The sequence below is a fragment of the Bradyrhizobium sp. ISRA436 genome (assembly GCF_029910015.1).
GTDB lineage: Bacteria > Pseudomonadota > Alphaproteobacteria > Rhizobiales > Xanthobacteraceae > Bradyrhizobium.
The window spans coordinates 7263193-7275509 of the sequence record NZ_CP094519.1; the positions used below are offsets into that span (position 1 = coordinate 7263193).

Genomic DNA, 12317 nt, shown 5'->3' on the forward strand with positions numbered 1-12317 from the left:
ATCAGCTCAATCTCTCCACGTCATCCTGAGGCGCTCGCTGCACGCTCCTCAGGATGACGGGTCTGGCAGATGACGAATCCCACCCTCGTCGTGCGCGAATGAGCGTATCCGGGATGGAGCGCAGCTACAGTCTTCCGTCATTGCGAGCGAAGCGAGGCAATCCATTTGTGGGCTTGGGGCAGAGTGGATTGCTTCGTCGCTTCAGCGCAAAATTGCTCCGCAATTTTGTCGCGAGCTTCTCGCAATGGCGACCAACTAGCCCGTCAGCTTAAACGCCACACCGCAGAGCAGGAACTCATCGCCCGACACCGCGCAGCCCCTCGCCTTCGCCACATCCAGCACCTTCGCCCTGTTCGCGACCTTGAACGTCAATCCGCTCATGATCTCGCTGTCGCCCTTGACGAAACGGAAGGTGCTGTTCGGTAGCTTCAGCGTCGTGCCGGTCGCGGGGATGCCGATGATCCTGCCCCAATGCTCCGCCAGCGCCTGCGGCTCGGGGCTCTGCATCTCGACCTCGGTCAACGCCAAGGTCGTGTCCTTGCGGATCGACTTCTGCCAGTCCGGACCGGCGGGCGGATACGGACCGAGAATGTCGTCGCTGCCGTCGGTGTGGTTGAACTCGATGAAGGCAGCGCGGCAATCACGCGGGTGCAATTGCACGCCATGATAGGGCGCGTGCGTGATCACGTTGGCGGTGCGCACGCCCATCGCATTGGCCTTGGCGCCGCGCGCGTCGGGATCCTCGCAGGCGAAGATCGCCATATAGCCGCCACGGCCGCCGGTCTTCTCGATGAAGCGACCGGCCGCCGTGCCCGGCTGGAACGGCGCGACCACCTCGAGAAGGATGGTGTCGACCGGCAGCAGCGCATTCTCCAGGCCGTATTTCGCCACGTTACCGTCACGGTAACAGACATCGAGGCCCATGATCGCGGAGATGTCCGAGACCACGGGCTCGAGCTGCGGCGCCACAAGGCAGATCTGCCGCAGCCGCATATAGTCGGCCATCGCTTACTGCCCCTGGAAGGTGGGCTTGCGCTTCTCGACGAAGGCCTTGGCCGCTTCCTTGTGGTCGGCGGTCTCGCCGGCGCGCGAATGATGGATCGCCTCGCCGTCGAAGCAGGCTTCCAGCGTCATCGTCTCGGCATTGTTGATGTTGCGCTTGATGTAGCCGAGCGCGACCGACGGCCCCTGCGCCAGCGACCGCGCAACCTCGAGCGCCGCTGCATCGATTTCGGCATCGGGCACCACCTTGCTCACCATGCCAAGGTTAAAGGCCTCCTGCGCCGAGAGCACCGGCGACATCAGATAGAGCTCGCGCGCCTTGGCGCTGCCGAGCATCTTGGTGAGGAAATAGGTGCCGCCGTAATCGCCGGAGAATCCGACCTTGGCGAAGGCGGTTGTGATCTTGCAGGAGGCGCTGGCGACGCGGAGATCACAGGACAGCGCGATCGAAAGCCCGGCGCCGGCCGCCGCACCGTCGAGCTGCGCCACCACCGGCTTCGGCATCTGGTGCAGGATGCGCGAGACCTCCATGCCGCGGCGCAGGTTCGCCATCTTGGTCTCGAACGGCAGCGGCGCGCGGCCTTCCGCCATCGACTTGACGTCGCCGCCGACGCAGAACGTGCCGCCGGCGCCCTTGATCAGCACCGCGCGCACCTCGGGATCGTCCTGCGCACGCCGCGCGGCTTCGACCAGCCCGCGCGTCATGTCGGGATTGAGCGCGTTGCGCCGCTCAGGCCGATTCATCGTGATCGTGAGCAGGCCCTGGTCGAGGGATTGCAGGACCATCTGATTGTCGCTCATGGCGTTTTGCCTTTCGTTGTTGTTGGTTTGCCCCGTCGTTCCGGGGTGGTGCGCAAGCACCAGACCCCAGGTGCGCAATTGCGCACCGAGAACCTCGAGATTCCGGATTCGCGCTTCGCGCGCTCCGGAATGACTACGTGACTTCGTCACTCCGTCACTTCTTCACCAGCGGACAGCGCGACTCTGCCAGCGATTGGAATGCCTGGTCGCCCGGCACGGTCGCGAGCAGCTTGTAGTCATCCCAGCGGCCCTTGGACTCCGACGGCTTCTTGACCTCGAACAGGTACATGTCGTGCACCATGCGGCCGTCCTCGCGGATCTTGCCGTTCTTGGCGAACATGTCGTTGATCGGGGTCTCCTTCATCAGCTTCATGACGGCAGCCGAATCGGTAGTGCCCGCGGCCTTCACCGCCTGCAGGTAATGCAGCACGGAGGAGTAGACGCCGGCCTGCGCCGAGGTCGGCACCCGCTTGGTGCGTTCCATGAAGCGCTTCGAGAATGCGCGGGTGTCGTCGTTGAGGTCCCAATAGAAGGCTTCGGCAAGCAGCAGGCCTTGCGCGGTCTCGAGCCCGACACTGTCGATGTCGGTCACGAAGGCAAGCAGCGGCGACAGCTTCTGTCCGCCCTTGGTGATGCCGAACTCCGCGGCCTGCTTGATCGCGTTGATGGTGTCGCCGCCGGCATTGGCGAGCCCGATCACCTTGGCCTTCGAGGCCTGCGCCTGCAGTAGGAAGGACGAGAAATCCGAGGTGTTGATCGGATGCCGGACGCTGCCCAGCACCTTGCCGCCCGACTTCACCACCACGTTGGAGGTGTCCTTCTCCAGGTCCTGGCCGAACGCGTAGTCCGCGGTCAGGAAGAACCAGGTGTCGAGGCCAGATTTCACCGCGGCGAGCCCGGTGACGTTGCCCTGCGCGAAGGTGTCGAACACATAGTGCACGGTATAGGGACCGCAGGCCTCATTGGTGAGGCGGATCGAGCCGGGCCCATTGAACATGATGATCTTGCCGCGCGCTTTCGCGATCTCGGCCGCGGCGAGCGCAGTCGCGGACGCCGCGACGTCGAAGATCATCTCGACGTGCTGGTTGTCGATCATGTCGCGGGCGATGTTGGCGGCGAGATCGGCCTTGTTGAGATGATCGGCGACGACGACCTCGATCTTGCGGCCGAGCACCTCGCCGCCGAAATCCTCCACCGCCATCTTGGCGGCGGTTTCGCTGCCGGAGCCGGTGATATCGGCATAGAGGCTCGACATGTCGAGGATGCCGCCGAGTTTCAGCGGAGGCTTGTCCTGCGCCATCGACGCATTCGCCGAAATCGCAAGCACGCAGGCCAGCACGCCGGCCAAAACTCGTCTCATCAAAAGCCTCCCTTGAAGCCCGCGCCGCATTCCATCGCGGCCGGTCCGTTTCATTCGCGCGGGATCATGCCGCATGCCATTCACAGCGGCAAGCCGCGGAAGCACAACGCGTTTTCCGCTGAACGGAATGGCTGAAATGTGCGAAGATCAACCGATGCAGATATTGTCGATACGGATTCGGCCGACGCCCGTTCGCAGCGCGCTCATCGTGTGTGCGGCGCTGTTTGTTTGCGGCAGAGGCCATGCGGCGGGATGCAATTTCGAGACCCAGGGCGAGGGCCGGGTTGCCGCGATCGTCGATGCGCGCAGCTTCCGCCTCGATGACGGCCGCGAGGTCAAGCTGGCCGGCATCGAGGTGGCGGACGCGGTGAAGGCCCGCGCAGCCTTGTCCGGACTGCTGGTCGGCCGCGACGTGACCTTGCACGGCGGCGACGACATGCCGGACCGCTACGGCCGCCAGCCGGCCTACGCCTTTCTCGCCGGCGCCGAAACACCCGTGCAGAGCGAGTTGCTGCGGCAGGGCCTTGCTCTGGTTTCACCCGAGGTTGCCGACAGGGACTGCGCGGCTGCGCTGATGGCCACGGAGGCCGAGGCCCGGCAGGCCCGATCGGGAACCTGGGGCGAGGCCAGCGTCATAAAAAACGCCGAAAGTCCGGGCGATATTTTGGCCGGGATCGGGCGCTTTACCGTGGTCGAGGGCCGGGTTTTGTCGGTACGGCAGGCTGGGGCGACGACCTATCTGAATTTCGGCCGAAACTGGACACGGGACTTTGCGGCGACTATTTCAAAGCGCATAGTCCCTGCGTTTGAGGCGGCCGGGCTCTCGCCCAAGTCCCTCGAAAATCGAAGGATTCGCGTCCGAGGCTGGGTGGAAGCGCGACGTGGCCCACGTATCGAATTGCTCCGGGTGGGGCAGATTGAAGTGCTCGGCCGGAACTAGGGAATGTGTCCGTATGGACCGTATCCTGGCCGATTCACTCGACAATTGTGAGTTGTAGATTTGACAGAGCGTGCAGGACGGCGTGAGGGACTGACAGGCCGGCGCCTTTCGGCTGCGCCGCTGCTCGTCTGCGCCGCGATGATGCTCGCAGCCTGCAGCAATGTCGGCCGGTTCGAGCAGGTGGCGCCCGCCGCAGCGGCGGCCGTCCCGGTGAAGCCGAACCGCGTGGTGCAGCAGACGCCCGCGACCGAGCACGAGCATGAGCGCATCCTGTCCTCCTATGGAGGCGCCTATGACGATCCGAAGCTCGAGGCGCTGATCAGCAAGATCGTCGACCGGCTGGTCGCGGCCTCCGAGCGGCCCGACCAGACTTACAAGGTCACCATCCTCAATTCCGGCGCGGTGAACGCTTTCGCGCTGCCGACCGGCCAGCTCTATGTCACGCGCGGGCTGATCGCGCTCGCCAGCGACACGTCCGAGCTCTCCTCCGTGCTCAGCCATGAGATGGCGCATGTGCTGGCCAAGCACGCCTCGATCCGCGAGGACCAGGCGCGGCAGGCTGCCGTGGTGACGCGCGTCGTCACCGACATGAGCAACGATCCCGATCTCACCGCGCTGGCGCTGGCCAAGACCAAACTGACGATGGCGAGCTTCTCGCGGCAGCAGGAATTCGAGGCCGACGGCATCGGCGTCGGGATCTCCGCACGCGCGCATTTCGATCCCTACGGCGCGGCGCGCTTCCTGACCGCGATGGAGCGCAACGCCGCGCTCAAGATCGGCAGGACTGCGCTCGATCCGCGCGCGCAGGACTTCCTGTCGTCGCATCCGGCCACGCCCGAGCGCGTCGCCAATGCGCAGGCGATCGCGCGGCAATACACCTCGCCCGAGAACAACGACCGCGATCGCGAGACCTATCTCGCCGCGATCGACAACATCGTCTACGGCGAGGACCCGAGCGAAGGTTTCGTGCGCGGCCGCCGCTTCCTGCATCCCAAGCTCGGCTTCACCTTCACGGCGCCCGACACCTTCACGCTCGACAACACCGCGCAGGCCGTGATCGGCGTGCGCGAGGGCGGCAGCCAGGCGATGCGCTTCGACGTCGTGCGGGTGCCGGCCGAGCAGTCGCTCGGCGACTATCTCAATTCCGGCTGGATGGAAGGCGTCGAGAAATCCTCGACCGAAGACCTCAACATCAACGGCTTCCCGGCGGCGTCGGCCACCGCGCATGGCGACCAGTGGCAGTTCAAGGTCTATGCGCTGCGCTTCGGCACCGACGTCTACCGCTTCATCTTCGCCGCCAAGCAGAAGACCACCGAGAGCGAGCGCAACGCGCGCGAGACCGTCAACTCGTTCCGCCGCCTGACGCTCGAGGAGATCCAGGCCGCGCGTCCGCTGCGCATCAAGGTCATCAACGTGCAGCCGGGCGATACCGTGGAATCGCTGTCGCACCGCATGGCCGGCGTCGATCACCCGACCGAGCGCTTCCGCGTGCTGAACGGGCTCGACGCTCACGCGCAGGTGAAGCCGCGCGACCGCGTCAAGATCGTGGTGGATTGAGACGTCCGAAGGATTGAGCCTCCGTAGCCCGGAGGGCGCGCAGCGCGATCCGGGACGGGGTCATCCGCGGCGAGAGCGGCCCCGGATTTCGCCGAGCCTGTCATCGGGCGCGCGTTCGCGCGGCCCGTTGGCTTCATCCGGACTACAAGTTCAGCCTTCCGCCTCGCGCAGTCCGCTCAGCCACAGCGCGAGCAGCGTCCAGACCGCGCCCGACAGCAGGTAGGCGCCTGCCGAGATCAGCCCGAAATGGGTTGCCAGCAACAGCGCCGCGAGCGGGGCGAAGCCGGCGCCGAACAGCCAGGCCAAATCCGACGTCAGCGCCGAGGCCGTGTAGCGATAGGCCCGCGCGAAGCTGGAGGCGATCGCGCCCGAAGACTGGCCGAAGGAGAGGCCGAGCAGCACGAAGCCGAGTACCATGTAGACCGTCTCGCCGAGCGGACCGGCATCGAGCAGTTGCGGGGCGAAGCCGCTATACACGGCGATCGCGATCGCCGAGCCGATCAGCAGCGGCTTGCGTCCGACGCGGTCGGCGATCATGCCGGACGCCACGATCGCAGCGACGCCGACCATGGCGCCGATCATCTCGATGATCAGGAAGCGCACCGGGCTTTCCCTGGTGAACAGGAACACCCAGGACAGCGGGAACACGGTCACCATGTGGAATAGCGCGAAGCTCGCCAGCGGCGCGAACGCCCCGAGCAGGATGTGGCGGCCCTCCTGCGTGACCGTTTCGGTGACGCGCGCCGGCTGCAAATCGCGGCTTTCGAACAGCTCGGAATATTCATCCGTCGCCACCATGCGCAGCCGCGCGAACAGCGCCACGACGTTGATGGCGAAGGCGACGAAGAACGGATAGCGCCAGCCCCAGTCGAAGAAATCGTCCGCCGACAGGTTGCCGGCAAAGAAGGCGAACAGCGCGCTCGCCACGATCAGCCCGAGCGGGGCCCCGAGCTGCGGCACCATCGCGAACCAGCCGCGATGACGCGCCGGCGCATTCATCGCGAGCAGCGAGGCCAGGCCGTCCCAGGCGCCGCCCCAGGCGATGCCCTGCGCGGCCCGCGCCGCGGCGAGCAGCCAGATCGCCGCCACGCCGATCTCGTTGTAGCCGGGCAGAAACGCGATCGCCACCGTGGCGGTGCCGAGCAGGAACAGCGCGATGACGAGCTTGGCGCCCTTGCCGTGGCGGCGGTCGACCGCCATGAAGATGATGGTGCCGAGCGGACGCGCGGCGAAGGCCAGGGCAAACAGCCCGAAGGAATAGAGGGTGCCGGTCAGCTCGTTGACGAACGGAAACACCAGCTTCGGAAACACGATCACCGAGGCGATCGCGTAGACAAAGAAGTCGAAGAATTCCGATGTGCGCCCGATGATGACGCCGATGGCGATTTCGCCGGGTTTCGCATGCCCGTGACCTGATGATGTCGCCGGGTTGCCGTGAGCCATTGCTGGGGCCTGTGCCATCGCGCCGTAAACCGTCCTTGGAGTGAGGCCGCGGGCAGACTTTGCCTCGCGGTCCATCCGACTGTTTCGCGCCGCATCCCGCAGTGCAACATTGGACAAATTGTCCAATGTCCGTTCTGTTGCATCGCAGCTACCCCTTGGCGGAACTCATAAAATTCCAGCGGGGTAAGCTGTGCGCGCCTTGAAATTATTGGCCTTATTGCCGTTTGCGGCCCTGCTTGGCGGGTGCGATTTCGTCGTCCTGGCGCCTGCCGGCGACGTCGCCGCCCAGCAGCGCGACCTCGTCGTCATCTCCACCGTCCTGATGCTGCTGATCGTCCTGCCGGTGATGGCGCTGACGGTGTTCTTTGCCTGGCGCTACCGCCAGTCCAACACCGCCGTGCCCTACGAGCCGGAATGGGATCATTCCACCCAGCTCGAGCTCGTGATCTGGTCGGCGCCGCTGCTCATCATCGTTTGCCTGGGCGCGCTGACCTGGATGGGCACCCATCTGCTCGATCCCTACCGCACGCTCGGCCGCATCGACGCCGGCAAGCCGATCGAGCGCAAGGACTCGCCGCTCAATGTCGAGGTCGTCGCGCTCGACTGGAAGTGGCTGTTCATTTACCCCGACTACGGCGTCGCCGCCGTCAACGAGCTCGCCGCTCCGGTCGACCGCCCGATCCGCTTCCGCATCACGGCGTCCTCCGTGATGAACTCCTTCTACATCCCGGCACTGGCTGGCCAGATCTACGCCATGCCCGGCATGGAGACGAAGCTGCACGCGGTCGCCAACCAGCAGGGCACCTTCAGAGGCTTCTCCGCCAATTACAGCGGCGCCGGCTTCTCCGGCATGCACTTCGCGTTCAAGAGCCTCTCGGCCTCCGACTTCGACAAGTGGATCGCCAACGCCAAGGCCAGCAGCAACATGCTCGGCCGCAGCGACTACCTGCAGCTCGAGCGCCCGAGCTCCAACGAGCCGGTGCGCCTCTACGGCTCGGTCGATCGCGATCTCTACAAGGCGATCCTCAACCTGTGCGTCGAGGCCGGCAAGATGTGCGTCAGCGAGATGATGGCGATCGACGCCAAGGGCGGCCTCGGTCGCGAAGGTCTCAACAACACGCTGCCGCTGACCTACGACAAATACGCAAGGCGCGGCGCGCCGCTCGGCAACGAGCCGACCTTCGTCGCCGGCATCTGCTCGATCGACGAGCTGAAGGATACGCCGTCGCGCGAGATTTTCGCGCCGTCGGACATGACCCCGCTGCGCGGCGTCGGCATGAAGCGCCCGCCATTCTCTCCCGCCCATCCGTCATCGACGTCGCTGCTGCTCGGCCAGCGTCCGAAATCAGAGTCCTAAGAGGGCCGCATGCTCAACAATCCTGAAATGATCAAGGCGATCTTCGGCCGCCTCAATCTGGACGCGCTGCCGCTGCACGAGCCGATCCTGGTCGGCACCTTCGCCGTGGTCGCCACCGGCGGCCTCGCGCTGTTCGCTGCCGTCACCTATTTCCGGCTGTGGGGCTATCTGTGGCGCGAGTGGTTCACCACCGTCGACCACAAGCGCATCGGCATCATGTACATGATCCTCGGCATCGTGATGCTGCTGCGCGGCTTCGCCGACGCCCTGATGATGCGGCTGCAGCAGGCGATCGCCTTCAACGGCTCGGAGGGCTACCTCCCCGCGCACCACTACGATCAGGTCTTCACCGCGCACGGCGTGATCATGATCTTCTTCGTGGCGATGCCGCTGGTGACGGGCCTGATGAACTACGTGATGCCGCTGCAGATCGGCGCCCGCGACGTCTCCTTCCCGTTCCTGAACAATTTCAGCTTCTGGATGACGGTCGGCGGCGCGGTGCTGGTGATGGCCTCGCTGTTCGTCGGCGAATTCGCCCGCACCGGCTGGCTCGCCTATCCGCCGCTGTCGAACATCGGCTACAGTCCCGACGTCGGCGTCGACTATTACATATGGGGACTACAGGTCGCCGGCGTCGGCACGACGCTATCGGGCATCAACCTGATCTGCACCATCGTCAAGCTGCGCGCCCCGGGCATGACGATGATGAAGATGCCCGTCTTCACCTGGACCTCGCTCTGCACCAACGTCCTGATCGTCGCCTCCTTCCCGGTGCTGACGGCGGTGCTGGTGCTGCTGTCGCTCGACCGCTATGTCGGCACCAACTTCTTCACGAACGACTTCGGCGGCAGCCCGATGATGTACGTGAACCTGATCTGGATCTGGGGCCATCCCGAGGTCTACATCCTGGTGCTGCCGGCGTTCGGCATCTTCTCCGAGGTGACCGCGACGTTCTCGGGCAAGCGGCTGTTCGGCTACACCTCGATGGTCTACGCCACCGTCGTCATCACCATCCTGTCCTACCTGGTCTGGCTGCACCACTTCTTCACGATGGGCTCCGGCGCCAGCGTGAACTCGTTCTTCGGCATCACCACCATGATCATCTCGATCCCGACGGGCGCGAAGATGTTCAACTGGCTGTTCACGATGTATCGCGGCCGGATCCGCTTCGAGCTGCCGATGATGTGGACGGTGGCGTTCATGCTGACCTTCGTGATCGGCGGCATGACCGGCGTGCTGCTCGCGGTGCCGCCGGCCGACTTCGTGCTGCATAACAGCCTGTTCCTGGTCGCGCACTTCCACAACGTGATCATCGGCGGCGTGCTGTTCGGCCTGTTCGCCGGCATCAACTACTGGTTCCCGAAGGCGTTCGGCTTCAAGCTCGATCCGTTCTGGGGCAAGCTGTCGTTCTGGTTCTGGGTATCGGGCTTCTATGTCGCCTTCATGCCGCTCTACGTGCTCGGCCTGATGGGCGTCACCCGTCGCCTCCGCGTGTTCGACGATCCGTCCCTGCAGATCTGGTTCATCATCGCGGGCATCGGCGCCTTCCTGATCCTGCTCGGCATCCTCTCGATGCTGCTGCAGTTCGCGGTCAGCATCATGAAGCGCGAGCAGCTCCGCGACGTCACCGGCGATCCCTGGAACGGGCGCACGTTGGAATGGGCCACCTCGTCGCCGCCGCCGAGCTACAACTTCGCCTTCACGCCCGTTGTCTACGACAACGACGCGTGGTGGGACATGAAGCGCCGCGGCTACAAGCGTCCGCTGTCCGGCTTCAAGCCGATCCACATGCCCTCCAACACCGGAACCGGCATCATCCTCGCCGGCCTCGCGACGGCGATGGGATTCGGCCTGATCTGGTACATCTGGTGGCTTGCTGCCGTCAGCTTCGTCGCGCTGCTCGCGGTCGCGATCGGCCACACCTTCAACTATCACCGCGACTTCAACATCCCGGCGGATGAAGTGGGTCGGGTCGAAGATGCGCGGACGCATTTGCTTGCCGCGGGAGCCAAGTCATGACTGTAGCAACCGTCTCCACGCAGAATTCCGAACCGGTCTTTCACGTCATCGACGAGCACGCGCATCCGGAAGGCGCCAGCACCATGCTGGGCTTCTGGATCTACCTGATGAGCGACTGCCTCATCTTCGCGATCCTGTTCGCGACCTTCGGCGTGCTCGGCGGCAACTACGCCGCAGGTCCTGCGCCGAAGGATTTGTTCGACCTCAAGCTCGTCGCGCTCAACACGACGATGCTGCTGCTCTCCTCGATCACCTATGGCTTCGCCATGCTGACGATGGAGAAGTCGAAGATCGGCGCGACGCAGGCCTGGCTTGCCATCACCGGGCTGTTCGGCCTCGCGTTCCTCGGCATTGAGCTCACCGAGTTCGCCCACATGATCCATGAGGGCGCGACCCCGCAGCGCAGCGCCTTCCTGTCGTCCTTCTTCACGCTGGTCGGCACCCACGGCCTGCACGTCACCTTCGGCCTGGTCTGGCTGACCACGCTGATGGTGCAGGTCGCGCGTTTCGGCCTGATCGAGGCCAACCGGCGCCGCCTGATGTGCCTCTCCATGTTCTGGCACTTCCTGGACGTGGTCTGGATCGGCGTCTTCACCTTCGTCTACCTCCTGGGAATGCTGCGATGACATCAGACTCTCACGCCCTGCCATCCGAAGCCGGCGATCACGGCCACCACGCCCATGATACGGCGGCGCATGGCACGCTCTCGAGCTACCTGATCGGCTTCGGCCTCTCCGTCGTCCTCACCGCGGTGCCGTTCTGGCTGGTGATGACCGGAGCAATCGCGGACAAGCAGGTGACCGCGCTGATCGTGCTGCTGCTCGCCGCGGTGCAGATCGTGGTGCACATGGTCTACTTCCTGCACATGAACACCCGTTCCGAGAACGGCTGGACCATGATGGCTCTGATCTTCACGGTCATCATGGTGGTGATCGCACTGACTGGCTCGCTGTGGGTCATGCATCACCTCAACATCAACATGATGCCGATGCACGACATGAGCCAGATGCCGTGACGATGCGGTCTTCCAGGCCCTCTTTGTTGCTCTTCACGCTCGGCATGCTGGGCGTGGTGCTGCTGACCGCGCTCGGCGTCTGGCAGATCGAGCGCAGGACCTGGAAGCTGGCTTTGATCGAGCGGGTCGAGCAGCGCATTCATGCCGCGCCCGCTCGGCTGCCGGCCCCCTCATCGTGGCCGGCAGTGACCGCCGCCAGCGACGAATACCGCCGCGTCACCGTGACCGGCACCTTCTTGAACGCGGACGAGGCCCTGGTCCAGGCCGTGACCGTCGACGGTCCCGGCTTCTGGGTGCTGACCCCGCTGCGAACCGCCGACGGAACCACCGTGCTGGTCAACCGCGGTTTCGTCCCGGCCGAGAAGCGCGATCCCGCGACACGGCGCGAGGGCGATCCACAGGGCGCGGTGAGCGTCACCGGCCTGCTGCGGATGTCGGAACCGAAGGGCGGTTTCCTGCGCAGCAACGACGCCGCGGCCGGCCGCTGGTACTCGCGCGACGTCGCCGCGATTGCGGCCACGCATGGCTTGTCGCAGGTCGCGCCCTTCTTTATCGACGCCGACGCCACCCCGAACCCCGGCGGTTACCCGGTCGGCGGGCTCACCGTCGTGCGGTTTCACAACAGCCACCTGATTTACGCGCTGACATGGTTCGCGCTCGCCTTTATGCTGGCAGGTGCACTCCTGCGCGCCGTACGCGGCAGGGGTCGCGCTGGCGGCTCCGATCCACGACGGGCCGCCGTGCGCCGCCTGATCGGCGCAGCCCGAAACCTGTCTCGCAACCCAGGCCCAGATGCTCGAGCGCACATCGGATCTGCATGACG

At 65.0% G+C, this 12317-nt stretch carries 11 protein-coding genes; 7 read left to right on the forward strand and 4 right to left on the reverse strand.

Annotated features, from left to right (window positions below; all coding sequences use genetic code 11):
• Nucleotides 1–255: 255 nt before the first annotated feature.
• The 3 genes from MTX23_RS33790 to MTX23_RS33800 form a co-directional block, all read right to left on the reverse strand.
• The gene (locus tag MTX23_RS33790; RefSeq protein WP_280974388.1) at nt 256–1005 is read right to left on the reverse strand and encodes a hypothetical protein; all 750 of its coding nucleotides are present in this window, start codon (nt 1003–1005) and stop codon (nt 256–258) included.
• Nucleotides 1006–1008: 3 nt separating this feature from the next.
• Nucleotides 1009–1803: an enoyl-CoA hydratase gene (locus tag MTX23_RS33795; RefSeq protein ID WP_280974389.1), complete on the reverse strand. Its 795-nt coding sequence runs from the start codon at nt 1801–1803 to the stop codon at nt 1009–1011.
• A 154-nt stretch (nt 1804–1957) separates the two neighbouring features.
• On the reverse strand, nt 1958–3163 hold the full coding sequence (locus MTX23_RS33800) for an ABC transporter substrate-binding protein (RefSeq protein WP_280974390.1): 1206 nt from the start codon (nt 3161–3163) through the stop codon (nt 1958–1960).
• A gap of 73 nt (nt 3164–3236) precedes the next feature.
• Between MTX23_RS33800 and MTX23_RS33805 the strand changes: the two genes are divergently transcribed.
• Entirely contained in the window at nt 3237–4103 is an 867-nt protein-coding gene (locus tag MTX23_RS33805) for a thermonuclease family protein (RefSeq protein WP_280974391.1), read from the forward strand.
• A gap of 141 nt (nt 4104–4244) precedes the next feature.
• Nucleotides 4245–5660 (forward strand): M48 family metalloprotease, encoded by a 1416-nt coding sequence (locus MTX23_RS33810; protein WP_280978313.1) that lies wholly within the window; start codon nt 4245–4247, stop codon nt 5658–5660.
• Nucleotides 5661–5810: 150 nt separating this feature from the next.
• Here MTX23_RS33810 and MTX23_RS33815 read toward each other — a convergent pair whose 3' ends face one another.
• Complete coding sequence (locus tag MTX23_RS33815) at nt 5811–7103, reverse strand: MFS transporter (RefSeq protein WP_280978314.1); 1293 nt, start codon at nt 7101–7103, stop codon at nt 5811–5813.
• 190 nt (nt 7104–7293) lie between these two features.
• Between MTX23_RS33815 and cyoA the strand changes: the two genes are divergently transcribed.
• Genes cyoA through MTX23_RS33840 form a run of 5 tightly spaced genes read left to right on the forward strand, consistent with a single transcriptional unit; the run spans nt 7294 to nt 12315 of the window.
• A complete protein-coding gene (gene cyoA / locus MTX23_RS33820) occupies nt 7294–8460 on the forward strand; it encodes a ubiquinol oxidase subunit II (protein ID WP_280974392.1) in 1167 nt (388 codons plus the stop codon).
• Between the two features lie 9 nt (nt 8461–8469).
• Nucleotides 8470–10479 carry a cytochrome o ubiquinol oxidase subunit I gene (cyoB, locus tag MTX23_RS33825; RefSeq protein WP_280974393.1) on the forward strand — a complete coding sequence of 670 codons (2010 nt, stop codon included), beginning with the start codon at nt 8470–8472 and terminating at the stop codon, nt 10477–10479.
• Entirely contained in the window at nt 10476–11105 is a 630-nt protein-coding gene (gene cyoC / locus MTX23_RS33830; RefSeq protein ID WP_280974394.1) for a cytochrome o ubiquinol oxidase subunit III, read from the forward strand. Before cyoB ends, cyoC begins: the two co-directional genes overlap by 4 nt.
• Nucleotides 11102–11494 carry a cytochrome o ubiquinol oxidase subunit IV gene (gene cyoD, locus MTX23_RS33835; protein ID WP_280974395.1) on the forward strand — a complete coding sequence of 131 codons (393 nt, stop codon included), beginning with the start codon at nt 11102–11104 and terminating at the stop codon, nt 11492–11494. The genes cyoC and cyoD overlap by 4 nt, the downstream gene beginning before the upstream one ends.
• 2 nt (nt 11495–11496) lie before the next feature.
• Nucleotides 11497–12315, forward strand: coding sequence for an SURF1 family protein (locus tag MTX23_RS33840; protein WP_280978315.1), 819 nt, complete (start codon nt 11497–11499; stop codon nt 12313–12315).
• The last annotated feature ends 2 nt before the right edge of the window (nt 12316–12317 follow it).